The following is a 23,827-nucleotide window of genomic DNA, read 5'->3' as shown; positions in this document are numbered from 1 at the left end:
TTTTAATAAATCAATTATTTTTTAATGATAGATGTACCAGTCATTTCTGCTGGTTGTTCAAGTCCTAATAACTCAAGCATAGTTGGAGCCAAATCTCCAAGCTTTCCTTCTTGAAGCTCGACACCAGGCACTGTCACAATGACAGGCACAGGGTTTGTTGTATGTGCAGTCATTGGTTTTCCATCAAGTGTTACCACTTCATCTGAGTTACCATGGTCTGCTGTAATGATAGCTTTGCCGCCTTTTTCTTCAATCAGTGTGATGATTTTGCCTAAGCATTCATCAACAGTCTCGATAGCCTTGATAGTAGGTTCAAGCATTCCGGAGTGCCCAACCATATCAGGGTTTGCAAAGTTTAAGATGATAGCATCAAAATTATCTGCTTCAATCTCTTTTAGAAGTGCATCTGTCACTTCATAAGCGCTCATTTCTGGCTGCAAGTCGTATGTTGCAACTTTAGGAGAGTTGATCAAAATACGCTTTTCACCAGGGAATTCCGCTTCACGTCCACCGCTCATAAAGAACGTTACGTGTGGGTATTTTTCCGTTTCCGCAATGCGGAGCTGAGTTAATCCATTTTGGGAAATAACTTCACCTAATGTGTTATCCAAGTTTGTCGGCTTGAAAGCAACATACCCTTTTACTGTTTCACTGAAATGAGTTAAGCATACGAAATATAAATCTTTCGGATGATTTTCTCCGCGATCGAATGAACGGAAGTCCTCATTTGTGAATACATTAGAGATTTGGATTGCACGGTCTGGACGGAAGTTATAGAAAATTACTGCATCTTCGTCTTGAATGGTTGCAACCGGCTTACCGTCTTCTTTAGTAATAACAGACGGAAGTACGAATTCGTCAAAGATACCGTTTCTGTAGTTATCTTCTACAACATCCAATGGGTTGGAGTAGCTAGGTCCTTCACCATAGGCCATTGCACGGTAGGATTTTTCAACACGGTCCCAGCGCTTATCTCTATCCATAGAATAGTAGCGTCCTGAGATTGTCGCAAATTCACCTACACCGTATTCTTCTATTTTTTCTTGTGTAGCCTTAATGTATTTTTCCGCAGTCTTTTGACCGACGTCTCGGCCGTCTAGAATTCCGTGAATATATACATTTTTTACACCCTCGTCTTTTGCAAGGCGAAGAAGGGCATACATATGTTCAATATGGCTGTGAACTCCTCCATCTGATAAAAGACCGAACAGATGAAGATTCTTGCCTTTTTCCTTCACATGCTTGATGGCATTTACGAAAGTTTCGTTCTTAGCGAACTGACCTTCTCTGATTGCCACATTCACTCTTGTCAAGCTTTGGTAAACAATACGTCCTGCTCCAATGTTCAAATGGCCAACTTCAGAGTTACCCATTTGTCCTTCTGGAAGACCTACATCTTCACCGCTCGCAACAAGTGTTGTGTGAGGATATTGATTCCAGTATTTATCAAAGTTTGGCTTTTTTGCTTGAGCAACAGCATTTCCCATACGTTCGTCTCTCAATGCAAAGCCATCCAAAATGATCAATGCTACAGGAGATTTACTCATGCCTTACCTTCCTCCAATAATTGCAGGAAGCTTTGTGCTTCTAAGCTAGCTCCTCCTACAAGAGCACCATCGATATCAGGCTGTGCCATATATTCTTTGATGTTCTCAGGCTTAACGCTGCCGCCGTATTGAATGCGGATGCTTTCTGCTACTTCTGGAGAAAACTGTTCGCTTACTGTTTTACGGATATGTGCGCAAACTTCGTTAGCATCAGCTGATGTAGAAGATTTGCCTGTTCCGATTGCCCAGATTGGCTCATAAGCTACAACTGTTGCTTTAGCTTGCTCATCTGTAAGACCAGCTAGAGCTTTTGAAACTTGAGAAGCAACGAATTCGTTTGTTTCGCCGTTTTCTCTTTGCTCAAGCGTTTCACCACAGCAAACGATTGGAGTTAAGTTGTTTTCAAATGCTGCAATCGTTTTTTTGTTAACAGCTTCGTCTGTTTCATTGAAGAACTCACGGCGTTCAGAGTGTCCAAGGACAACGTATTTAGCACCGATGTTTTCCAAAGCTACAGGGCTGATTTCACCTGTGAAAGCACCATTTTTTTCGAAGTGCATGTTTTGTGCACCAATTTTCACTTCTGTGCCGTCAGTCAATTCTACTAATTGACCGATGAATAGAGCAGGAGCAACAACTACTGCATCAACCTGTTCACTAGAAGGAATTGATTCTTTAATTTCTTGGATAAAGTCCACTGCTTCAGGAAGTGTTTTGTTCATCTTCCAGTTTCCAGCGATAATAGGTTTGCGCATGTATAACATCCTTTCATGCTTGGTTAATTATTATTTATCGTTAAGAGCTACTACACCTGGAAGTTCTTTGCCTTCCATGAATTCCAACGAAGCACCGCCACCTGTTGAAATATGGCTCATTTTGTTTGCAAGGTCAAACTTCTCAACTGCTGCTGCAGAATCTCCACCACCGATGACAGAGTATGTATCTTGTGATTCAGCAAGAGCTGTTGCTACTGCTTTTGTTCCTTTAGCAAATGTATCTAATTCAAACACACCCATTGGTCCGTTCCAGATAACCAATTTAGAGTTTTTGATAACATCTGCATAGATTTCTCTTGTTTTTGGACCGATGTCCAACGCTTCCCAATCAGAAGGGATTTCTTCTATGGAAACAGTTTGTGTGTTAGCATCGTTAGAGAAGTCGTCTGCAACTGTTACATCTACAGGCATGTAGAATTTAACACCTTTTTCTTTCGCTTTTTCCATATAAGATTTCGCTAGTTCGATTTTATCTTCTTCAAGAAGAGACAATCCGATTTCATGGCCAAGTGCTTTTACAAATGTATAAGCTAATCCGCCACCGATGATCAAGTTATCTACTTTATCAAGAAGGTTATCGATTACGCCGATTTTGTCTTTTACTTTAGCTCCACCGACGATAGCTGTGAATGGACGGTCTGGATTTGAAAGTGCTTTTCCTAATACATCAAGCTCTTTTTCCATTAATAGACCAGATACAGCTGGGATATGGTGTGCAATACCTTCAGTTGAAGCATGTGCACGGTGTGCTGCACCAAATGCATCGTTTACGAATACATCAGCTAGTTCAGCATAGCTTTTTGCTAGTTCTGCATCGTTTTTCTCTTCACCAGCATTGAAACGTACGTTTTCAAGCAATAGCACATCGCCTTCAGACAGCTTGCTGATTTCAGCTTTAACAGCTTCACCATAAGATTCATCTGTTTTTACAACATTTTTGCCAAGTAGCTCAGAAAGACGTGCAGCAACTGGAGTTAAACGCAATTCTTCTACCACTTCACCATTTGGACGGCCTAAGTGACTTGCTAAAATTACGATAGCACCTTTTTCTACTAACTCGTTAATAGTTGGTAGTGCTGCTTGAATTCTTGTTTCATCCGTGATTTTTTGATCCTTCATCGGAACGTTGAAGTCAACACGAACAAATACTTTTTTTCCTTTTAAATCGATATCGCGAATCGTTTTCTTGTTCATTAAATGAGACCCTCCACTTGCATTATTTTAAGCTTTTAATCCGTATCCACTAAAGATTGCAAAGCTATTTTTAAAAGAGCGGAAACAAAGCTGTTTCCGCTGTTTGATTAAGGGCTTTAGCTTAACAAAATTATTTTGTAGCTAATTGTGCAAAGTGTTTAACTGTTCTTACAAGTTGGTTTGTGTAAGACATTTCGTTGTCATACCAAGCAACAGTTTTAACCAATTGCTTGTCGCCAACTGTCATAACTTTAGTTTGAGTTGCATCGAACAATGAACCATAGCTGATTCCGATGATGTCAGAAGAAACGATTTCGTCTTCAGTGTAACCGTAAGACTCGTCAGCAGCTGCTTTCATTGCTGCGTTAACTTCTTCAACTGTTACTTTTTTGTCAAGAACTGTTACAAGCTCAGTTAATGAACCAGTTTTAACAGGTACACGTTGTGCAGCTCCGTCTAATTTACCGTTAAGTTCTGGCAATACTAGACCGATAGCTTTAGCAGCACCAGTTGAGTTAGGGATGATGTTTTCTGCAGCAGCACGAGCGCGGCGGAAGTCACCTTTTGGATGTGGAGCGTCAAGAGTGTTTTGATCTCCAGTGTAAGCATGGATAGTTGTCATTAGTCCTTCAACGATACCGAAGTTGTCTTGAAGTGCTTTTGCCATTGGAGCTAGGCAGTTTGTAGTACAAGAAGCACCAGAGATAACTGTTTCAGTACCATCAAGAATGTCATGGTTTACGTTGTAAACGATTGTTTTCATTTCACCAGTTGCAGGTGCAGAGATAACAACGTTTTTAGCGCCAGCTTGGATATGAGCTTCAGCACTTTCTTTAGTTGTGAAGAAACCAGTAGATTCAATCACTGTATCTACGTTAAGCTCGCCCCATTTAAGGTCAGCTGGGTTTCTTTCAGCAGTAGTTACTACTTTTTTACCGTTTACTAGGAAGTAACCTTCGTGTACTTCGATTTCACCTTGGAAAGTACCTTGAGATGAATCATATTTTAAAAGATGTGCCAGCATTTTAGTATCAGTTAAATCATTGATAGCCACTACTTCCAATTCTGGGTTTTCCATGATTTTTCTGAATGCTAAACGTCCGATACGTCCAAATCCGTTAATACCAACTTTTACTGTCATTATTATTTCCTCCTCTAAATTTAGAGATAATTATATATAAAGGGATTTCCCATTATATCAAGTTTTTTGCCGCTCCTTCATCTGTGATCAGAATGGTAGAGGGTGGCGCTTTTTTTAAATAGGCTCTAATAGCCTTTGATTTCGACGATCCTCCGGCAACTGCGATTACATTTGGAACAGTAGAAAGATTTTCAAGTCTAAGGCCGATCGTCTGAACCTTATGGACAACCTCTCCGTCTTCATTAAAGTAATAACCAAATGCTTCACCGACAGCATTTGCCTGCACGATTTTTTCCAGGTCACTTGCACTTGTACTGCGGCGTTCTGCCATTGTAATGGCATCTCCAATTCCATGAATAAGCAGGCTAGCTGATTTAATCAACTGTAAAACTTCATTGATGCGGGCATCTTTGACAATGCTTTTGTACATCTCCTTGCTCACTTCATCAGGAGCATACAGGACACGATGCTTGCTGTCTGTGCGATCAGCCATCATGGAACAGATCGTATTGGCCTGGTTTTTAACATCTTCCCCAATGCCGCCACGCGCCGGAACAAACAGCCATTCACCGTCCACTATGTTAGGCGTAAGCATCTCTGCCACTGCAGCCATCGTGGTTCCACCATTAACTGCGATGATATTATTGCCTTTTAATAGTGATTTCATACTATTAGCTGTTGCAAGTCCCAGTTCTTTTTTCAACCATGGAGAATGATCGCTGTCTCCAGCTACAATAATCACCCTTTTGATATGCAGCTTCTTTTCAAGCTCTTTCTCCATTTCGTTAATACCCGTTACTTCCCTCATTACACTAGAAAGACTTTCCAAAGTTTCTTCGCCAATTGGAGTGAGTGTCATGCCAATGTTCGTAATATGTATAAGCTTCTGATCTTTTAAGAACTCCACTTCGCTCCTGAGCACTCGTTCCGTCAATCCAAGGCTTCCCGCCAAGCTTCTTCTGCCGACAGGCTGCATATTGCTGATGTGATGAAGAATGTAATATCTTTTTTGCATAATTACGAGTAAATCAGGCAATAATCTTTTTTGAATCTCGATAAATGAATTCATTCTTGGTGCCCCTTCACTTACAGTGGTCATTTGAAGTCCCGCATAGACATATTATGTCCCACAATCTCCAAAAAAAATCATTTCCTGCTACAAACTCATTCTATCACCAGCGAATAGCAAATTCAACTTATAAACGTCCATTTTTCAAGAAATTTGACGAAAATTCGAAGATGGTTCGCATGTGAATTTCATCACGTTTTCATTGCTTTCATTCTATATAAACAGGTACAGCAGCAAAAAAGGATAAAGATTTAGAAATGGTTAGATAGCTCGTCCCCGTGATAGGAGCGGAATTCTATATCCTCACTTTCAAAGGAATTCAAACAAAAAAAGACTGTCGAAAATCCCATAAAGAGATTGTCAACAGTCTTTTTTTCAAATAGCGCCCTCGAAGGGAATCGAACCCCTATTTCAAGAACCGGAATCTTGCGTGCTATCCATTACACCACGAGGGCAGAATTTTTTAAAGAACGTTTTGATTATATGATATGTTTCGCTTTAATGCAAGGAATAATTGTTTAAAAATATCCAGTCTGGGTATCATGGTAAGGATAAAATCTTATTGTAAAAACATGAATGGAATGACAGTGACATAAAGTGTCGAAGGATATTTTGCTGTATCCGAACGTAAACGTTTGACCTTAATTGACCATCCGTGTATCATTAGGATTACATACAGTAATGAATTTATTTCACTACTGAAGAAACACATACTTATAAAGCAAAATTTATTTTTAAAGGAGGATTTTTTTATGAACTTAATCCCTACAGTTATCGAACAAACGAATAGAGGGGAACGCGCTTATGATATTTATTCCCGTCTGTTAAAAGACCGCATCATCATGCTTGGAAGTGCGATTGACGATAATGTTGCTAACTCTATCGTTTCACAGCTCTTGTTCCTAGATGCTGAAAATCCTGAAAAGGACGTTTCCCTATACATTAACAGCCCTGGCGGTAGCATTACTGCTGGAATGGCTATTTATGACACAATGCAGTTCATCAAGCCGAATGTACAAACAATCTGCATCGGTATGGCTGCTTCTATGGGTGCTTTCTTGCTTGCAGCTGGTGAAAAAGGCAAACGTTATGCCCTTCCAAACGCTGAAGTTATGATTCATCAGCCACTTGGCGGAGCACAAGGTCAAGCTACAGAAATCGAAATTGCTGCAAAACGCATCCTGTTCTTGCGTGACAAGCTGAATGGTATCCTTGCAGAGCGTACTGGCCAGCCAATCGATATTATCGCAAAAGACACAGAGCGTGATAATTTCATGACAGCAGAAAGAGCGAAAGAGTATGGTTTAATTGACAATATTATCACTCGCAATGAACTGTCAGACAAAAAAGATAAATAATAAAAAAAGGAACACCTCGCAATAAAGCGCGAGGTGTTTTTATAATAATTTTTCCAATGTTTTAAGCGCTTCCAATTCATCGCTGCCATCAATAATAAGTTTAATGTCCGCACCTGAGTGTATCGCCAGGCCCATAATTCCCATGATACTCTTCGCGTTTACTCTTCTTCCTTCTTTCTCAATATAAACTTCAGAAACATAGTTTGTCGCTTCTTGAACAAATATCGCTGCAGGTCTTGCTTGTAAGCCTGATTTCAATGTTACTTTAATATCTCTTTCTACCACCTGAAATCTCCTCCCCGATTTAAAATATACAAGGAGGATAATATACCCTTACAACTTAAAGTTTTAAGATATATTATCCCTCTATACTTATTATACTTGTTCTCCTCTGCGTAGCGCATCAGCAATTTCATCTATTTTTCTCAGCCTGTGGTTAATACCGGATTTACTGATATTCCCGGAGGAAACCATTTCGCCAAGCTCCTTTAAAGTCACATCCAGATAAGCTACTCTCAGCTCGGCAATTTCACGCAGCCTGTCTGGGAGCACTTGAAGTCCAACCGTCCGTTCAATAAAGCGGATATTTTCCACCTGTCTCAATGCGGCGCCAATTGTTTTGTTCAGGTTGGCAGTCTCACAGTTAACAAGCCTGTTAACAGAATTTCTCATATCCCTGACAATCCGGATATCCTCAAAGCGAAGCAAAGCTCCGTGAGCACCGATGATATTTAGGAATTCTGTAATTTTTTCCGCTTCTTTCAAATATGTGATGAAGCCTTTCTTTCTCTCCAGCACTTTGCTGTTTAAATCGAAAGTATTCATCAGATTGCTCAATGCAACAATATGCTCTTTGTAAAGTGATGTTATTTCCAAATGATAGGAGGATGTTTCCGGGTTATTGACAGAGCCTCCCGCAAGAAAGGCCCCTCTCAAATAGGAGCGTTTGCAGCATTTTTTCTTAACAAGGTCTTCTGCAATTTCATGTGTAAACATAAAGCCCTCTGTTAAAATGCTCAAGCTTTCCAAAATTTCCTTCGCTTTCGTGGAAAGTCTTACAATATACACATTGTTTTTTTTGAGTCGCATCTTCTTTCTCACCAACAGCTCGACAGGTATGTCGAAATACTTTTTGATGAGTGTATATATTCTTCTTGCAATCGCGGCATTTTCTGTCTGAATGTCCACCACCAGCTTTTGGTTGGAAAAGGATAAAGTGCCATTCATCTGGATCAGGGCAGACAGCTCTGCCCTGCCGCAGCAATCTTTAACTTCAATAGTCGTTAATTCTTTTTTCGTCTCTGAAGCGAAAGACATACCTTCACCCCCATTTTAAAACGCAAACCCTATTCCCTGTTATTGATCGGCTTTCAGTTCTGGATCAAGCATAGAATAGAGGATTTTCGCCACTTCCAACGTGTTATGGCGGATGACCTTTTCCTCCAGGCTGATAATTTCTCCAAGAATGACTTCTAGTCCAAGCTTCTCTAATTTCTCTGTATCAAAAAAGACAGGTTTTGCTTTCTCTTCATTATACCGTTCCAGAACGTTCGCTGGGATATTTTCTTTATTTACCAATATTGTGTTTAAAAAAGGCTCTGGCATATGCTCATAAATAGCCTTAACATGATCGCTCGCTGAGTAATCAAGAGTTTCGCCGGCTTGTGTCATGATGTTGCAAATATAAACTTTCTTTGCAGCTGCTGTCATGATTTCCCTGCTTATTTCAGGCACAACAAGATTTGGAAGGATGCTCGTATAAAGACTTCCCGGTCCAATCACAATCAAGTCTGCATGACGGATTGCCTGAATTGCTTCAGGCAGCGGCGTCGCATGTTCCGGTGTTAAAAACACCTCTTTTATTTTCTTCCCGCTCTCGGGAATTCTTGACTCACCTGTAACGATTGAACCATCTTCCATTCTTGCATTTAAAACTACACTGTGGCTTGTAGCCGGCAATACTTTTCCGCGCACATTAAGCACTTTGCTCATTTCCTGAATGGCATAGGTGAAATTACCAGTAATCGATGTCATCGCTGCAATAATCAAGTTGCCTAAAGAGTGTCCATTTAAATCCTTGCTGTTCGAAAACCGGTGCTGAAACATTTCCTCCACCAACGGTTCGACATCGGATAATGCAGCCAGTACATTTCTAATATCACCTGGTGCAGGAATGTCCAAATCATCACGCAGCCGGCCCGAACTTCCTCCATCATCTGCAACAGTGACAATAGCTGTAATGTCCAAAGGATACTTCTTTAATCCTCTCACAAGGACAGACAAGCCGGTGCCGCCACCGATAATTACAATTCTCGGATGCTCCACTTCATTCATGCTTTTTGGTCCTTTCTCCTCTCCATGTCACGATGAGTTATTTCGACATGATAATCACCTTCGAAATGTTTGCCAATATACTCCGATAAGGCAACAGAACGATGCTGGCCGCCAGTGCAGCCAATTGCTACAACGAGTTGGGACTTCCCTTCCCTTTTATACTGCGGAAGCATAAAGGTAAGCAGATCAATGACTTTTTCAAGAAATTGGCCTGTTTCTGTCCATTTCAATACATAGCTGGACACATCAGCATCTAATCCTGTTTTTGGTCTCATATGCTCAACGTAATGAGGGTTTGGTAAGAAACGAACATCAAATACTAAATCAGCATCAATCGGGATGCCATGCTTAAAGCCGAAGCTCATGACATTCACCGTAAAAATCGTATCTTTATTCGCTGAAAACTCCATTAATATTTTTTCTCGCAATTCTCTTGGAGAGCTTTTCGATGTATTGTAAATGATTTGTGCTCTGCCTTTTAGCTCCTCAAGCAATTCTCGCTCCATTTCAATTCCTTCAAGGGGAAGGCCTGAGGGTGCAAGAGGATGCGATCTTCTTGTTTCCTTATATCTTCTGACTAGAGTGCTGTCATCTGCATCCAGAAAGAGCACTTTCGGCACTACCCAAAATTTTGCCAAATCATCCAATGCACTGAATAAATTGTCAAAAAACTCTCTGCCCCGCAAATCCATCACAAGGGCAACCTTATTCATCTTATTCTCTGATTCCTTCATAAGTTCAAGAAACTTTGGCAAAAGAGTAGGCGGCAAGTTGTCTACACAGAAAAACCCTAAGTCCTCAAAGCTTTGTATGGCCACTGTTTTACCAGCCCCAGACATACCTGTAATAATAACAACTTGCGGCTCGTTCACCACACTCGCACCCATGCTCATTCCCCCTTTAATGTTTTAGCTTGGATCCAACCGGTAGCTAATCAGTTCAAAATCAGGCGTATATGTGAATGTTCCATATATAATTCCATTGCCGTGAATCATATAATCCAAGATGTGATAGTCTCCTTCTGCCATCGGCAGATTTTTGATATTTTCAATATCATGCCAAACTATTTTTCCTTCTTCAGACTCATCCACATGAACTCCGTCAGCGTTTGTGGAGAAGAAGGTGAACATCATCCATTCAGAAGTTATTTTGTCGCCATCCTTGATAATGAACGTGAATATTCCTTTAATATTGGGATTTCTTAAGTATATACCTGTTTCTTCTCGGAATTCTCTGATGCATGAGTCTCTTACAGACTCCCCTGGCTCCATCTTACCGCCTGGAGCAACCCACCAGCCTCTTCTTGGCTTTTGCAAAAGGAGCACCTTATTATCCTTCAGTAACAGGCAGTTCGTCACACGCTGCACTATTATCACCTCAAACATTCTGTAATCTCTATGTAGCATGAAACTACTGCTTAGTTCTTATATTATACTATTATTGTGAAACACCCACAATAAAATGCCTTCTTCAAATAAGTTCTGCTATTTCTCTTTAAATAAAGCGCAAAAAAAAAGCATAGGCTTTATGCCTATGCACCAAAATATATATCTTAAAAGGGGGTCAATTTCTATTATTATGTTACCCGAATTATATTTCACTACTGTTACAGTACAATTAAAAGAGAGTAACACTTTGAAAGCTTTTTCATTACGCCTTTTGTTGTAATGATTCAGCAAGCTCTTCCACATAATGCTGTGCAGCTTGAGCAGCGATACTGCCGTCTCCCGTAGCTGTAACGATTTGACGAAGTGTTTTTTCACGAATGTCTCCTGCCGCGAAAATACCTGGTACTTTCGTTTCCATACGGTCATTTGTTTCGATATAACCATTTTCGTTCGTAATGCCTAAGTTCTCAAACGGTTTAGACAGAGGCACCATTCCGATATAGATGAACACACCGTCAGCAGCAAGTTCCTGCTCTGTGCCGTCCGTTGTAGAAACAAGTGTTACACTGCCGACTTTTCCGTCTTTTTCATTAATTGCTTTAATTGTGTGATTCCAGATGAAATCAACTTTATCGTTAGCAAACGCTCTGTCTTGCAGAATTTTTTGTGCTCTTAATTCATCGCGGCGATGAACAATTGTTACTTGTGAAGCAAAACGTGTTAAATAAACGCCCTCTTCTACAGCTGAATCTCCTCCGCCGATGACGAACAGCCTTTTTTCTTTAAAGAATGCACCGTCACAAACTGCACAATAGGAAACTCCGCGGCCGCCCAATTCTTTTTCGCCAGGAACACCGACTTTTTTGTATTCAGCACCAGTCGAAATGATAATGGATCTTGCTTTATATTCCTTTGAACCTGCTTTGACTGTTTTATATTCTTTCCCGTCAATAATTTCCTTAATATCGCCATATGCATATTCTGCACCGAATTTTTTTGCATGGTTGAACATTTTATTAGAAAGGTCCGGGCCAAGAATGCTTTCAAATCCAGGGAAGTTTTCTACTTCTTCTGTATTTGCCATTTGTCCGCCTGGAATACCTCTTTCAATCATCAATGTGGAAAGGTTGGCACGGGAAGTATAAACAGCTGCTGTCATACCAGCTGGACCGGCACCAATAATAATTATGTCATAAATTTTTTCTTCCGCCACTTTTAAACACTCCTTTATCTAAACACTCTATATTCATTAACGCACGCGTCAGGACCGCACGCTTTAAATACTAGCTCACTCTTTGTAGTATTACCATCTAATACTATCCTATTAGACACAGTCTCTTTAGTCCAAATATTTGCTCACAAAAGAAAAACTTCCACCATTGTCTCTCCAATGGCGGAATTCTCTTTATCAATCATTATATTTTTTAATGATTTTAATATATTTTTGCAACGTTGCTGTAGACAGACCGTAAAGGCTTGCCATTTCTTTTTGGGAAGTCTTTTCATTTCTGTACTTGCTCCAAATATAATCCATTGCCGCTGCCAAAGCACTGCTGTTATCCATTTTCTCACCTGCTTGAAAGATTTGAATGAAAACAGAAAACCACATTAAATAAAGGCCAGCCTCAATCGTTCCAATCGGGCGGTGCTTGCTGTAAATAATCTCAGCAGTATTGTGTGCATTCAGCAGGATAGTATTAGTGCTTGCACCTGTCTTTACAAATGAAAGATACTCGTTCTCTAATGAAGTGAACGTACTGTTGTCTTTCATTTGTTCCGAAGAAAGGATTGCATCCTTATTTTTCGAAATGGAAGTAAGGAACACAGCAAACAGTCTTTCCTCTTGGTGTATGCTGGAATATCTCTTTAAAATGGAAGGCATATGATCTTCGAAGCCGTTAACTCTGTCTTCTTTTTCTTTCCAAGGTTCATGTCCCGCTTTTTCCGGATTCAGCTCAAGGACTTTTGCCCACACCGTTTGTGCAAATTTCGTCCTGCCGACAAAGTAAGCGGAGGCAGACAGCCAATAATAAAAAGTAGCATCTTCTGTATAACCTTGTTTTTGCAGCTTTCTCAGTAGGAAATAAGCTGCTTCATATTCCCCTACAAGAGCAAAAGTCGTGCCAAGCTTAAATTGATGGTCGACAGAAATCGGTTTGATTTTCTTCAAAATCTCCGTAAGCTGACTGATATTCTCACTATTGCCTTCATAATAAGCAAATACTAGCTTATTGCATAAGGCGTGCAGATTTCCAGCATTCTTTTCGAGCACATCCTCTAAAATGCCATTCGCCTTTTTTACTTCACCTAGATAAAAGTAAGCCAGTGCCAGGTTATTATAAGCAGACCAGTATTCGGGGTAATCAGAAATCACTTTATTCAGCATTTCAACAGCTCTGTTGAAATTGCCTGATTCCAGAAGTTCTCTTGCCTGTTCCTGCCTGGTGATTAGGTCTTCCTCTTCATAAGGCTCCTCTTCTTCCAGATCATCAGACTCTAATGTTAGCACCTCAAGCAAATCCTCTGTATCTTCCCGGAACTCTCCGTCCGGTTCCAGCTTTAAATATAATTTCGCGTGATAATAAGCATCTTTGAAAAATCCTAAATGCGCATAATTATTTGCAAGGAAATAATAACATTCCACCATTTCTTCATCCAGTTCTTCAATAATCAGATGAAGCAGTTCATTGGATTTTTGATATTCTCCAATATCTGCATAAACAATCGCAAGCTGACAAAGAATTGTCGGTTCTCCTGGGTCAAGCTGCATCGCTCTTTGCAAATATTTCAATGATTTATTATAATCTCTTTGATGATATGCTTTAATGCCTTTGGAAAAATAATATTCGCCTGTAGGATTAAATGTAATAAGTTTACCCATTGGTTGTAAAGTATTTGAGTCTTTATTCATATAATCCTCCACAATCTATTTAAACTCACGTAGAGCAATTCTTTTGCTTCAACTTATGTAGTATACCATACTTCAAAGGATGCGGAGAAGGCTGTTTCTAGAAAATACATATACATAACTGGAAATATGACACTTCTATGTTTCTTTCCATGATACCGAAGCAATTATTATTCTAACATACAAAAAACTGCCCTCAGGAATAAAGCTGAGTGCTCAAAATCCATCAGACAGTTGTATGATTATTTCTCTTGATGACGATTTTCCAAAACCTTCAGTATTTCGGCAAAAGGAAGATTTTGTTCCCTCAGCAATACAAACAGATGGTAGAGAAGATCAGACGCTTCCCATTTGAGTTCCTCTGTATCACGGTTTTTGGCTGCAATGATAACCTCAGCTGCCTCTTCACCGACTTTCTTCAGGATCTTGTCGACCCCTTTTTCAAACAGGTAAGTCGTGTATGCTCCTTCAGGACGATTTAATTCTCTTTCTTGAATAACAGCTTCCAAGTCTTTCAAAATTTGATAGTTTGCCAATTCCTCAATCGCGGCTTCCTTATTTTGATATAAACTTTCAGCAAAGCAGCTAACCGTTCCATTATGGCAAGCAGGCCCATTTGGTTTAACTAGCACTACAAGGGCATCTTTGTCACAGTCAAATTTAATTTCGGCAATTTGCTGTGTGTTTCCGCTTGTTGCTCCTTTATGCCAAAGCTCATTCCTTGATCTGCTGTAAAACCATGTTTCTCCTGTTGCTAATGATTTTTCCAAAGATTCTTTATTCATGTATGCCAAAGTTAACACTTCTTTTGTTGCGGCATCTTGAACAATTGCTGGTATTAGTCCTTTTTCATCAAACTTCAGCTCGTCTACTGTCATCTCACAAGCACTCCTCTTTCATGTAAATATCCTTTGACTTCATGCACGGAGGTTTCTTTATAATGGAAAATACTAGCAGCAAGTGCTGCATCTGCATTTGCTTCTTGGAACACATCAAGAAAATCCTCTGCATCACCGGCACCGCCAGAAGCAATAACAGGAACAGAAACCGCATCACTTACGGCTTTCGTTAAGGCTAAGTCGAATCCCTTTTTCTCTCCATCTGAATCCATGCTCGTCAGCAATATCTCGCCTGCTCCAAGCTCTACCGCTTCTTTCGCCCATGAAATAACATCTTTATCAACAGGGGTGCGTCCGCCATGTGTGTATACTCTCCATGTTCCCAATTCTTGATCATATTTTGCATCGATGGCAACAACGATGCATTGAGAACCGAAAAAGTTTGCTCCTTCTTTGATAAGGCTGGGATTTGTAACAGCTGCTGTGTTCAGTGAAACCTTATCAGCTCCTGCACGCAAAGTCCTTTTCATATCATCAAGAGAGTTAATTCCTCCGCCGACAGTGAAGGGAATTGCAAGCTCAGAAGCAACTTCCTTAACCACCTCAACCATCGTCTTGCGGCCTTCATGTGATGCTGAAATGTCGAGAAATACCAGCTCGTCTGCTCCCTGTTCATCATAAAACCGAGCAAGCTCAACAGGATCGCCAGCATCTCGCAATTGCACGAATTGCACACCCTTTACGACACGCCCGTCCTTAACATCCAGGCATGGAATGATTCTTTTCGTCAGCATTATCTTTCCACCTCATTAAGCGCATCTCGCAATGTAAAGCGCCCTTCATATAATGCTTTGCCGATAATTGCTCCAGCGACACCGTCCTTGGAATATTGCTTTAGGGCAACTAAATCCTCCAAGCTGCTGACTCCTCCAGAAGCAATAACATCCTTCTTCGTCACTGCCGCCAATTCTTTGACTGCTAGTAAATTAGGACCACTGAGCATTCCATCTGTAGCAATGTCTGTAAAAATAAAGGTTTCAGCACCTGCATCGGCAAATCTTTTCCCTAAATCAACTGCTCTTATTTCAGAGGTTTCAATCCAGCCATGTGTGGCGACAAAGCCATTTTTTGCATCAATGCCAAGGGCGATGGCACTGCCGTATTTCTTTATCATCTCTATTGCGAAATCAGGATTGGAGATAGCAATGCTGCCGATAATGACACGTGTAACCCCATTATCCAAATAATGAACAATATCCTCCTCAGTACGAATCCCTCCGCCGATTTGCACAGAAACACCAAGTTTTTTTGCTGTTTCTATTACAAAGGAATCATTCACTCTTTTGCCGTCTTTTGCTCCATCCAAATCGACCATATGTATCCATTTTGCTCCTTGGTCTGCGAAGCTTTTGGCCATATCAAAGGGAGAATCGCCGTAAACAGTTTCCTTATCGTAATCTCCTTGAAGGAGACGGACACACTTGCCGCCTCTCATATCAATGGCAGGATATAAGGTAAAGCTCATATTGTTCATCCTTTCTTTATAAGCTTCGTAAAGCCGCTCAATAATTCCATCCCAAGCTTGCTGCTTTTTTCTGGGTGGAACTGCATGCCATACACATTGCCTTTTCCGACAACTGCTGGTACTTCCTTGTCATACTCACTGCTGGCGATAATGATTTCATCATCTGTTTCTGCATAATAAGAATGAACAAAATAAACATAGTCATCTTCTAGACCTGTTGTAGCATCAGAATTCTTTTTGAAATGGAGACGATTCCAGCCCATATGAGGCACTTTATACTTCACACCTTCTGCCGATTCCCCTGGAAAACGAACGATTTTCCCTGGCAGTAAGTGCAATCCTTCTGCATGGCCATGCTCCTCACTTTCTTCAAAAAGCAGCTGCATGCCAAGGCATATGCCGAGCAGCGGTTTATCACTTTTCGCATATTCACGGATCATGTCAGACAGGCCAGTTTCGTTCAGCTTCACCATCGCATCCTTAAACGCCCCTACACCAGGAAGAATTAAAGCATCTGCTTCCATCAGCTTTTCTTTGTCCTCAGAAATAAAGTAAGGGATGTCCAATCTTTCCAGTGCTTTGCTCACACTAAATAAGTTGCCCATGCCATAATCGATGATTCCAAGCATTTACAGCATTCCTTTCGTAGATGGAATTCCTTTTACTCTAGGATCAATGGTTGTCGCCTCATCAAGGGCTCTTGCCAACGCCTTAAAGATTGCTTCAATCATGTGATGCGTATTTTGGCCATAGTGAAGGATAACATGCAGATTGATACGTGCTTCTAATGCAAACTTCCACAGAAATTCATGGACAAGCTCTGTATCGAATGTACCTACCTTATTGCTTGGGAATTCTGCCCGAAACTCCAGATGCGGGCGATTGCTTAAATCGACAACTACTTGAGCCAATGTCTCATCCATCGGCACAAAGCTGTTACCGTAACGTTTAATGCCCTTCTTGTCGCCAAGTGCATCCTTTAGTGCCAACCCAAGGCATATGCCGATATCTTCTGTTGTGTGGTGATCATCGACCTCTATGTCTCCATTAGCCTGAACGGTCAAGTTAAATTGGCCATGCTTCGTAAAAAGATCAAGCATATGGTTCATAAAAGGTACACCTGAATCAATTTCGGAGATGCCTTCGCCATCAATATTGTAGGACAATTGGATATTTGTTTCTCCTGTTTTCCTGCTTACCGCTGCTGTTCTTCCCATTTTTAACCCTCCTGTAAAAGATGCTACCTGTTTTTATTTCTTGCTTCGATTGCTCTGGCATGCGCTTCTAAGCCTTCCAGACGGGCAAAGGCAGCTATTTTATGTCCATTTTGTTCAAATGCTTTTTCACTGTATGAAATAATGCTGGATTTCTTCTGGAAATCGTCGACATTCAACGGACTGGAGAACCTAGCCGTTCCATTTGTTGGCAACACATGGTTTGTACCGGCAAAATAATCTCCAACCGGCTCTGAACTGTAACGGCCGATAAAAATAGCGCCTGCATGCTTGATTCTGCCAAGCAATTCAAAGGCATTGTCTGTGATAATTTCTAAATGCTCTGGGGCAATAGCATTAATAGATTCAATCGCTTGATCCATTGTATCTGTTAATACAATTAAGCCATAATCATTGATTGATTTTTCAGCTATTTCCTTGCGCGGCAAGTCACTTAGCTGCTCTTCCACTTCTGCTGCTACTTGTTCAGCAAGCTTACGAGAGGTTGTCACTAACACTGCAGATGCTCTTGTATCATGCTCTGCCTGTGATAATAAGTCTGCAGCTACTTCATTTGCATTTGCTGTATCATCTGCAAGAACAGCAATCTCACTCGGTCCTGCAATCATATCGATATCAACATCGCCATATACTTCTCGTTTAGCTAATGCGACAAAAATATTGCCAGGTCCCACAATTTTATCAACACTTTTAATCGTTTCTGTACCATACGCAAGTGCAGCAACTGCTTGTGCTCCGCCTGCCTTATAAATCTCTTTCACACCGGCAATATGAGCAGCTACTAAAACTGCACTTGGCAGTTTGCCGTCTGCATTTGGAGGTGATACCATCACGATTCTGTCGACTCCGGCAACTTGGGCAGGAACAACATTCATCAGTACAGAGGATGGATATGCTGCTGTTCCGCCGGGAACGTAAACACCAACAGAATCCAAAGATGTTATTTTCTGACCGAGAATGGTGCCGTCTTCCTTTGTTATCATCCAAGATGTTTTAAGCTGGTTTTGATGATATGCACGAATATTTTCGGCGGCCTCTTGGATGATCTGGACCATGTCTTTGTCAACATCTTCATACGCAGCCTCTAATTCCTCTGTGCTGACTCGGAGGTTAGATAAATCTGCTTTATCGAATTGGAGTGTATACTCCTTTAATGCGCTATCGCCTTCGCTTTTCACTGTAGCTATTATGTCTTTTACAATCTGTCGCTGTTCCTCTGTTCCTGCGTCAACTGAGCGCTTTAAATAGGAACTGTCTACACCATTTACTATTTTCACCTTCGGGTCTCCCCTCCAAAAATACTAGTTTTGCACTGTTGCTTTCACTACCCTGCTGACACGATCAACTAACTCGCTTATTCTCTTATCCTTCATCCGGTAGCTTGCTGGATTGACAATAAGACGGGAGGTGATATCAACAATTTTCTCGTACTCGACAAGCCCATTTTCCACAAGTGTTTTGCCAGTGGATACGATATCGACGATTCGGTCTGACAAGCCAATGATTGGAGCAAGCTCAATGGAGCCATTTAGTTTAATGATTTCTACTTGTGAGCCTTGTTCCCGAAAATAGGCTGCTGCCACATTCGGATATTTCGTTGCAATTCTTGGGGCAATTTCATTTAATTCCGTATTCGGCAAGCCTGCCACTGCCAAATAACAGGCACTTATTTGCAAATCTAAAAGCTCATAAACATCTCTTTCCTCTTCGAGCATAACGTCCTTGCCCGCAATGCCCAAATCAGCTACACCATGTTCAACATATGTCGGAACATCCATTGGTTTCGACAAAATGAACCTAAAATTTTCTTCCTCCACGTCGATGATCAGCTTTCTGGAGTCGTCAAATTCCTGAGGAAGCTGGAAGCCTGCTTCCCGCAACAGCTTTGCTGCTTCTTCAAAAATTCTGCCCTTTGGCATGGCAATTGTTAAAACATCGTTCATTTGACAACCTCCATTCCTGCTTTCCCGACAAGCAAAGTAATTTCGTCATACTGCTTAGTACATGCATCCACATTGCCGACACCATTTATATCTTGGGTAATTACTTTAAGACCGTCTGCTCTTTTTTGTTTAGCTAATTCAAATGCTTCTTTTCTTCTGTCCGCACTAAACAGAATGCAGTGAATATCGCTTTTGTTAACAAGGCTGCCTAAAGCCTCGAGCAAGTGATCCATGCGGATAGCAAATCCGGTAGCACCGGTGTTTTTGCCGAACTTGGCAAGAAGTAGATCATATCTGCCTCCGCTTCCGATCGGAAACCCGACTCCTTCTGCATAAGCCTCATAAAGGATACCCGTGTAATAGCTCATATGACTGACAAGCGTCAAATCAAACTTCACTTGATTCTCCACTTCATAGTCTACAAGAATTTCCCATAGCTGCTTTAAGTCATCAATCGCTTTGCTTCCACTGCCATTTTCGATTAAATCGTATGCAAGCGGGATAATTTCCTCTCCACCCCTCAGCTTGAGAAAGTCATTCAGTCTTTGCTTATCAATGCTGGATAAGGAAAGACTTGCGACATGCTGACGATAGCCAACATAATTCTTTTCATATAAGTATTTAGTCAACGCATCGGCTCTTTCCTTCGTTCCGAGAATTTGTTCAAAGAACGCTTGAACAAAGCCAACATGGCCGACAGACAGTTGATATTTTTTCAGACCTGCCTTTTCTAATGAAGAAATCATCAGGGCAATACCTTCACCATCTGCACTTACAGTCTTGTCGCCGATATACTCAACACCAATCTGTTCAAACTCTGCCGGTCTGCCGCCCTCTCTTTGCTGTGCTCGGAAAACCGAAGCGTTATACGCAAGGCGCAACGGCAAGTCTTCATTCAGCAGCTTTGAAGCAGCCACCCTCGCAATCGGTGCTGTCATGTCCGGTCGCAGCACTAATGTATGCCCTTGCTGGTCCAACAGTTTAAAAAGCTGCTGATCTAAAATGGCTGAGGCTGCACCGACTGTTTCGTAGTATTCCAATGTTGGTGTTTCAATGAATTGATAGCCCCATTGCTTAATCTCTTTATCCATTTTTTGTTTTATCATATATTTCGTTTCATAAATTTCAGGTAAGCTGTCTCTCATGCCTAACGGCTTTTCAAACATAAATAAGCTGCTCATTATATACACCTCATAAAGAAGAATATTCCGAATGCTTTAGTTCGCTAATATGCTAACAAATTAAAGGTTATTTGTAGTTTACTCTTCCATTTCTTTTTGGTCAAGTAAAAAAGCCGTTTTTTCTGACTTTTCCGCTTATAAAAAAGGCAACTCTAGCATATGATTCTTTTTCAAAACAACATGACGGTTAGCCAATATCTTTGAAATAAGACTCATCATTAGAGTCGCCCTGCCTTATTCTTCTACTACATAGCTTGGACTATTTTGTTTCCGTTGCTCCATCTCTTCTGCTGTATAGATGATTTGCATCGGATTGCCGCCGACAAAGCTGCCGGCAGGAACATCTTTATGTACAAGTGTACCTGCTGAAACAACAGCATGAGAGCCGATCTCCACGCCGGGGAGTATCGTCGTGTTCGCACCAATCATGACTTCATCACCAATAATGACTTCGCCAAGCCGGTACTCCTCAATCAAATACTCATGTGCCAAAATCGTGGTGTTATAACCGATGACCGTATTTTTGCCCACTTTTATCTTTTCCGGGTACATGATATCCAGCATAACCATCAAGGCAAAGGAAGTTTCTTTGCCAACTGTCATTTTCAATAATTTTCGATACATCCAATTCTTCATTTTCAAAAAAGGAGTGTATCTAGCAAGCTGGATGACGATAAAGTTCTTAATTACCTTCAGAAAAGGGACTGTCTTATAGACATGCCATAAAGAGTTCGGCCCGCTCACCGGATAGCGCGTCGTTTTTCTCATTTTACTTCCACTTCAACGATAGAGAGCAAATCTCTCATATTATCCAAAAGATAATCAGGCTCCAATGATGCCAAGAACTCTCTTCCCTTTAATGTCCATGCTACCCCTGCCGTTTTTGTTCCGGCATTTTTCCCTGCCAGAATATCATGAGAATTGTCACCTACCATAATTGCTTCTTCAGGAGAAGAACCGAGCTTCTCCAAAGCCATTAAAACAGGCTCTGGGTCCGGCTTCGCTTTTGTTACATGGTCAAGTGCGACAATCACATCAAAAAACTCATCCAGCTTCGTCAATTTTAGTCCCATATCAACTACATCAGACAGCTTTGTGGTCACAATCGCAATCTTATAGCCGTTTTCCTTTAAAATCTTTATCGTGTCATAAACACCTTCAAATATTGTCACGATTCTATCATGGTTTTCTAAATTATACGCCCTGTATTTAGCTGCCATCTCTTCTGCTCTCTTGGCATCAATACTTCCGAACGTTTCCATTAACGTTGGACCCATGAAAGGAATAACATCCTCACGAATGTATTTGCCAGGATAGTAGAAATCCAATGTATGCAAAAAGGAGGATATAATTAGTTCATTTGTGTCGATAAGTGTTCCATCTAAATCAAACAACAGTGTATTAATTTTTCCGTTCATCTTATCTTCCTTTCTTCACTTCTAATTACTATTCTCCAAATAACGCTCGCTTGCCAATCCTGATTTTCTTCTGTAAACAACGACAAGTGCCGACAACACAATGAGCGCCAGGGAAATAAGCTGTGCCATTCTAAGGTCGCCAACCATTAAGCTGTCTGTTCTCATACCTTCAATAAAGAAGCGGCCGATTGAATACCAAATAACATAGCTTAAGAAGATTTCGCCTCTTCGCAAGTTAACTCTTCTTAAAACAATTAAAATGATAAATCCAACGATATTCCATAGCGATTCATACAAAAATGTCGGATGGTAATACGTACCATTGATATACATTTGATCAATAATGAATGGAGGTAAATGAAGTCCTTCTAAAAATGATCTGCTGACTTCCCCACCATGAGCTTCCTGGTTCATAAAATTGCCCCAGCGGCCAATTGCTTGACCTAAAATAATACTTGGAGCTGCAATATCCGCCATTTTCCAGAAAGAAATGCCTCTTTTCTTTGTAAATATGTATGTGGTAACAACTGCTCCAATCAATGCACCGTGAATAGCAATACCGCCATTCCAAATTTTCGGTATATCGCCTAAATGGTTACTATAGTAGTCCCATTCAAAAATAACATAATAAATACGTGCTGATATGATAGAAATTGGAATGGCCCATAGCATTAGGTCAGGGAAATCATCCTTCCCAAGCCCTCTTCTGCTTCCTTCGCGAATGGCCAAAATCAAAGCCAGAACGAGTCCGGTACCGATGATTACTCCATACCACCGGACATCAAGGCCTCCTATTGAAAATGCAATAGGATCAATTGGCTGTATATTCTCCACTATTATTCCTCACCTTTCCCCTGTGTATTTATCTCTATTAGGCTATCATTCATTTTCGTGAGATATCACGTTTGCAAGCTTATTCGTAAATTGCTGTGCAGCATTAACACCCATTCGTTTCAGGCGGAAATTCATCGCAGCAACCTCAATGATAACTGCCAAGTTTCGTCCAGGACGTACAGGAATTGTCAGCTTTGTCACATCTGTATCAATGATTTTCATCTTCTCTTCATCCAAGCCTAAACGGTCATACTGCTTGTTCTGTTCCCACAGCTCAAGTGACATAACGATGGAGATCTTTTTGTCGCTTCGCACTGCTCCAGCCCCAAACAATGTCATAACATTAATGATACCAAGTCCGCGGATTTCTAGAAGATGCTCAATTAACTCAGGTGATCTTCCAACAATTACACCTTCATCCTCCTGGCGGATTTCAACACAGTCATCAGCTACTAGGCGATGCCCTCTTTTAACAAGTTCCAGAGCTGTTTCACTTTTACCAACACCGCTTTTTCCAGTTATCAGTACGCCCACACCATAGATGTCAACGAGTACGCCATGAACGGCAGTAGTCGGTGCAAGCTTGCGCTCTAAGAAATTAGTCAGTCTGCTTGAGAATAAAGATGTTTTTTGTTTTGAACGCATAACAGGCACCGCATTTCTTTCCGATGCTTCAATTAGTTCAGCCGGAACCTCTTTATTTCTTGTAATAATAATTCCCGGCGTGATGTCATTACACAGTCTTGTAAGTCTTGTTTCCCGCTCTTCTTCACTTAGCTTTTCCGCAAACGTAAGCTCCGTTTTGCCAAGAAGCTGCACCCTTTCTGCAGGATAATAATCAAAATAACCTGCAAGCTCCAGTCCAGGTCTAGATATATCGCTTACCGTAATCGGTCTATTAATTCCTTCTTCACCGCTGATTAGTTCTAAATCAAACTCTTCCATTACTTCTTTTATTAATACCTTAGCCAATGGGGTTCCTCCTTCAAAGGTTCAATGCTGTTATATTAAATACATTTTCGCATCATCTTATTTTAGCATTATTCTTTAAATTTATGCTAGATTCTGACTATGTTAATTATCGTTTTTCACAAGCCTTTTACAAATACTAAAAAACAAAAAAAGGCCGGTGCATAA

At 40.8% G+C, this 23,827-nt stretch carries 25 protein-coding genes and 1 tRNA gene; 1 reads left to right on the top strand and 25 read right to left on the bottom strand.

The window, feature by feature from the left end; genetic code table 11:
- Positions 1-14: 14 nt before the first annotated feature.
- From gpmI to ACLIJJ_RS19315, 6 genes are all read right to left on the bottom strand, one after another.
- A complete protein-coding gene (gene gpmI, locus ACLIJJ_RS19340; protein WP_233316604.1) occupies positions 15-1,547 on the bottom strand; it encodes a 2,3-bisphosphoglycerate-independent phosphoglycerate mutase in 1,533 nt (510 codons plus the stop codon).
- Positions 1,544-2,302 (bottom strand): triose-phosphate isomerase, encoded by a 759-nt coding sequence (tpiA, locus tag ACLIJJ_RS19335; protein WP_233316605.1) that lies wholly within the window; start codon positions 2,300-2,302, stop codon positions 1,544-1,546. The genes gpmI and tpiA overlap by 4 nt, the downstream gene beginning before the upstream one ends.
- A gap of 30 nt (positions 2,303-2,332) precedes the next feature.
- Positions 2,333-3,517, bottom strand: a complete 1,185-nt coding sequence (locus ACLIJJ_RS19330; RefSeq protein ID WP_233316606.1) for a phosphoglycerate kinase — start codon at positions 3,515-3,517, stop codon at positions 2,333-2,335.
- Between the two features lie 130 nt (positions 3,518-3,647).
- Positions 3,648-4,658 (bottom strand): type I glyceraldehyde-3-phosphate dehydrogenase, encoded by a 1,011-nt coding sequence (gene gap / locus ACLIJJ_RS19325; protein ID WP_127738140.1) that lies wholly within the window; start codon positions 4,656-4,658, stop codon positions 3,648-3,650.
- Positions 4,659-4,710: 52 nt separating this feature from the next.
- Entirely contained in the window at positions 4,711-5,727 is a 1,017-nt protein-coding gene (locus ACLIJJ_RS19320; protein ID WP_233316607.1) for a sugar-binding transcriptional regulator, read from the bottom strand.
- A gap of 383 nt (positions 5,728-6,110) precedes the next feature.
- Positions 6,111-6,182 (bottom strand) — tRNA-Arg (locus tag ACLIJJ_RS19315).
- A 297-nt stretch (positions 6,183-6,479) separates the two neighbouring features.
- Here ACLIJJ_RS19315 and clpP point away from each other — a divergent pair.
- The gene (clpP, locus tag ACLIJJ_RS19310) at positions 6,480-7,085 is read left to right on the top strand and encodes an ATP-dependent Clp endopeptidase proteolytic subunit ClpP (protein WP_233316608.1); all 606 of its coding nucleotides are present in this window, start codon (positions 6,480-6,482) and stop codon (positions 7,083-7,085) included.
- 39 nt (positions 7,086-7,124) lie between these two features.
- Here clpP and ACLIJJ_RS19305 read toward each other — a convergent pair whose 3' ends face one another.
- The 19 genes from ACLIJJ_RS19305 to hprK all read right to left on the bottom strand — a co-directional run bounded on the left by ACLIJJ_RS19305 (position 7,125) and on the right by hprK (position 23,662).
- Entirely contained in the window at positions 7,125-7,370 is a 246-nt protein-coding gene (locus ACLIJJ_RS19305) for an HPr family phosphocarrier protein (RefSeq protein WP_233316609.1), read from the bottom strand.
- Between the two features lie 90 nt (positions 7,371-7,460).
- The gene (whiA, locus tag ACLIJJ_RS19300) at positions 7,461-8,402 is read right to left on the bottom strand and encodes a DNA-binding protein WhiA (protein ID WP_411411484.1); all 942 of its coding nucleotides are present in this window, start codon (positions 8,400-8,402) and stop codon (positions 7,461-7,463) included.
- 39 nt (positions 8,403-8,441) lie between these two features.
- The gene (locus ACLIJJ_RS19295) at positions 8,442-9,419 is read right to left on the bottom strand and encodes a gluconeogenesis factor YvcK family protein (RefSeq protein WP_233316611.1); all 978 of its coding nucleotides are present in this window, start codon (positions 9,417-9,419) and stop codon (positions 8,442-8,444) included.
- Complete coding sequence (rapZ, locus tag ACLIJJ_RS19290; protein WP_411228820.1) at positions 9,416-10,312, bottom strand: RNase adapter RapZ; 897 nt, start codon at positions 10,310-10,312, stop codon at positions 9,416-9,418. The genes ACLIJJ_RS19295 and rapZ overlap by 4 nt, the downstream gene beginning before the upstream one ends.
- 15 nt (positions 10,313-10,327) lie before the next feature.
- Positions 10,328-10,786 carry an NUDIX hydrolase gene (locus tag ACLIJJ_RS19285; protein ID WP_192486584.1) on the bottom strand — a complete coding sequence of 153 codons (459 nt, stop codon included), beginning with the start codon at positions 10,784-10,786 and terminating at the stop codon, positions 10,328-10,330.
- A 283-nt stretch (positions 10,787-11,069) separates the two neighbouring features.
- Positions 11,070-12,020 (bottom strand): thioredoxin-disulfide reductase, encoded by a 951-nt coding sequence (gene trxB, locus ACLIJJ_RS19280; RefSeq protein ID WP_411228819.1) that lies wholly within the window; start codon positions 12,018-12,020, stop codon positions 11,070-11,072.
- Between the two features lie 195 nt (positions 12,021-12,215).
- Positions 12,216-13,718 (bottom strand): tetratricopeptide repeat protein, encoded by a 1,503-nt coding sequence (locus ACLIJJ_RS19275; RefSeq protein ID WP_411411483.1) that lies wholly within the window; start codon positions 13,716-13,718, stop codon positions 12,216-12,218.
- Positions 13,719-13,957: 239 nt separating this feature from the next.
- Entirely contained in the window at positions 13,958-14,593 is a 636-nt protein-coding gene (gene hisIE, locus ACLIJJ_RS19270) for a bifunctional phosphoribosyl-AMP cyclohydrolase/phosphoribosyl-ATP diphosphatase HisIE (RefSeq protein ID WP_192486581.1), read from the bottom strand.
- Entirely contained in the window at positions 14,590-15,348 is a 759-nt protein-coding gene (hisF, locus tag ACLIJJ_RS19265) for an imidazole glycerol phosphate synthase subunit HisF (RefSeq protein WP_251644738.1), read from the bottom strand. Before hisF ends, hisIE begins: the two co-directional genes overlap by 4 nt.
- Positions 15,348-16,079 carry a 1-(5-phosphoribosyl)-5-[(5-phosphoribosylamino)methylideneamino]imidazole-4-carboxamide isomerase gene (gene hisA / locus ACLIJJ_RS19260; protein WP_251644739.1) on the bottom strand — a complete coding sequence of 244 codons (732 nt, stop codon included), beginning with the start codon at positions 16,077-16,079 and terminating at the stop codon, positions 15,348-15,350. The genes hisF and hisA overlap by 1 nt, the downstream gene beginning before the upstream one ends.
- 5 nt (positions 16,080-16,084) lie before the next feature.
- Complete coding sequence (gene hisH / locus ACLIJJ_RS19255; RefSeq protein ID WP_192486578.1) at positions 16,085-16,708, bottom strand: imidazole glycerol phosphate synthase subunit HisH; 624 nt, start codon at positions 16,706-16,708, stop codon at positions 16,085-16,087.
- The gene (hisB, locus tag ACLIJJ_RS19250) at positions 16,709-17,296 is read right to left on the bottom strand and encodes an imidazoleglycerol-phosphate dehydratase HisB (protein WP_237941894.1); all 588 of its coding nucleotides are present in this window, start codon (positions 17,294-17,296) and stop codon (positions 16,709-16,711) included.
- 23 nt (positions 17,297-17,319) lie between these two features.
- Positions 17,320-18,591 carry a histidinol dehydrogenase gene (gene hisD, locus ACLIJJ_RS19245; RefSeq protein WP_341078602.1) on the bottom strand — a complete coding sequence of 424 codons (1,272 nt, stop codon included), beginning with the start codon at positions 18,589-18,591 and terminating at the stop codon, positions 17,320-17,322.
- Positions 18,592-18,615: 24 nt separating this feature from the next.
- The gene (hisG, locus tag ACLIJJ_RS19240) at positions 18,616-19,257 is read right to left on the bottom strand and encodes an ATP phosphoribosyltransferase (RefSeq protein WP_192486575.1); all 642 of its coding nucleotides are present in this window, start codon (positions 19,255-19,257) and stop codon (positions 18,616-18,618) included.
- Positions 19,254-20,438 (bottom strand): ATP phosphoribosyltransferase regulatory subunit, encoded by a 1,185-nt coding sequence (locus ACLIJJ_RS19235; protein ID WP_341078606.1) that lies wholly within the window; start codon positions 20,436-20,438, stop codon positions 19,254-19,256. Before ACLIJJ_RS19235 ends, hisG begins: the two co-directional genes overlap by 4 nt.
- A 234-nt stretch (positions 20,439-20,672) precedes the next feature.
- Positions 20,673-21,206, bottom strand: a complete 534-nt coding sequence (locus ACLIJJ_RS19230; RefSeq protein WP_233316618.1) for an acyltransferase — start codon at positions 21,204-21,206, stop codon at positions 20,673-20,675.
- Entirely contained in the window at positions 21,203-21,856 is a 654-nt protein-coding gene (gene ppaX, locus ACLIJJ_RS19225) for a pyrophosphatase PpaX (RefSeq protein ID WP_341078608.1), read from the bottom strand. The genes ACLIJJ_RS19230 and ppaX overlap by 4 nt, the downstream gene beginning before the upstream one ends.
- Positions 21,857-21,877: 21 nt before the next feature.
- A complete protein-coding gene (gene lgt, locus ACLIJJ_RS19220) occupies positions 21,878-22,693 on the bottom strand; it encodes a prolipoprotein diacylglyceryl transferase (protein ID WP_341079574.1) in 816 nt (271 codons plus the stop codon).
- A gap of 42 nt (positions 22,694-22,735) precedes the next feature.
- Positions 22,736-23,662 (bottom strand): HPr(Ser) kinase/phosphatase, encoded by a 927-nt coding sequence (hprK, locus tag ACLIJJ_RS19215; RefSeq protein ID WP_233316620.1) that lies wholly within the window; start codon positions 23,660-23,662, stop codon positions 22,736-22,738.
- Between the last annotated feature and the right edge of the window lie 165 nt (positions 23,663-23,827).

The organism is Niallia laureatilytica (genome assembly GCF_046613985.1).
Classification (GTDB): Bacteria; Bacillota; Bacilli; order Bacillales; family Cytobacillaceae; genus Niallia.
This window is presented reverse-complemented; position numbering and strand designations above follow the sequence as displayed.

What these genes read in the sequence shown, in the direction of transcription:
- gpmI (WP_233316604.1), bottom strand. Translation starts at nt 1,547, where the DNA reads ATGAGTAAATCTCCTGTAGCATTGATCATTTTGGATGGCTTTGCATTG.
- tpiA (WP_233316605.1), bottom strand. Translation starts at nt 2,302, where the DNA reads ATGCGCAAACCTATTATCGCTGGAAACTGGAAGATGAACAAAACACTT.
- ACLIJJ_RS19330 (WP_233316606.1), bottom strand. Translation starts at nt 3,517, where the DNA reads ATGAACAAGAAAACGATTCGCGATATCGATTTAAAAGGAAAAAAAGTA.
- gap (WP_127738140.1), bottom strand. Translation starts at nt 4,658, where the DNA reads ATGACAGTAAAAGTTGGTATTAACGGATTTGGACGTATCGGACGTTTA.
- ACLIJJ_RS19320 (WP_233316607.1), bottom strand. Translation starts at nt 5,727, where the DNA reads ATGAATTCATTTATCGAGATTCAAAAAAGATTATTGCCTGATTTACTC.
- clpP (WP_233316608.1), top strand. Translation starts at nt 6,480, where the DNA reads ATGAACTTAATCCCTACAGTTATCGAACAAACGAATAGAGGGGAACGC.
- whiA (WP_411411484.1), bottom strand. Translation starts at nt 8,402, where the DNA reads ATGTCTTTCGCTTCAGAGACGAAAAAAGAATTAACGACTATTGAAGTT.
- ACLIJJ_RS19295 (WP_233316611.1), bottom strand. Translation starts at nt 9,419, where the DNA reads ATGAATGAAGTGGAGCATCCGAGAATTGTAATTATCGGTGGCGGCACC.
- rapZ (WP_411228820.1), bottom strand. Translation starts at nt 10,312, where the DNA reads ATGAGCATGGGTGCGAGTGTGGTGAACGAGCCGCAAGTTGTTATTATT.
- ACLIJJ_RS19275 (WP_411411483.1), bottom strand. Translation starts at nt 13,718, where the DNA reads ATGAATAAAGACTCAAATACTTTACAACCAATGGGTAAACTTATTACA.
- hisIE (WP_192486581.1), bottom strand. Translation starts at nt 14,593, where the DNA reads ATGACAGTAGACGAGCTGAAGTTTGATGAAAAAGGACTAATACCAGCA.
- hisF (WP_251644738.1), bottom strand. Translation starts at nt 15,348, where the DNA reads ATGCTGACGAAAAGAATCATTCCATGCCTGGATGTTAAGGACGGGCGT.
- hisA (WP_251644739.1), bottom strand. Translation starts at nt 16,079, where the DNA reads ATGAGCTTTACCTTATATCCTGCCATTGATATGAGAGGCGGCAAGTGT.
- hisH (WP_192486578.1), bottom strand. Translation starts at nt 16,708, where the DNA reads ATGCTTGGAATCATCGATTATGGCATGGGCAACTTATTTAGTGTGAGC.
- hisB (WP_237941894.1), bottom strand. Translation starts at nt 17,296, where the DNA reads ATGGGAAGAACAGCAGCGGTAAGCAGGAAAACAGGAGAAACAAATATC.
- hisG (WP_192486575.1), bottom strand. Translation starts at nt 19,257, where the DNA reads ATGAACGATGTTTTAACAATTGCCATGCCAAAGGGCAGAATTTTTGAA.
- ACLIJJ_RS19235 (WP_341078606.1), bottom strand. Translation starts at nt 20,438, where the DNA reads ATGAGCAGCTTATTTATGTTTGAAAAGCCGTTAGGCATGAGAGACAGC.
- ACLIJJ_RS19230 (WP_233316618.1), bottom strand. Translation starts at nt 21,206, where the DNA reads ATGAGAAAAACGACGCGCTATCCGGTGAGCGGGCCGAACTCTTTATGG.
- ppaX (WP_341078608.1), bottom strand. Translation starts at nt 21,856, where the DNA reads ATGAACGGAAAAATTAATACACTGTTGTTTGATTTAGATGGAACACTT.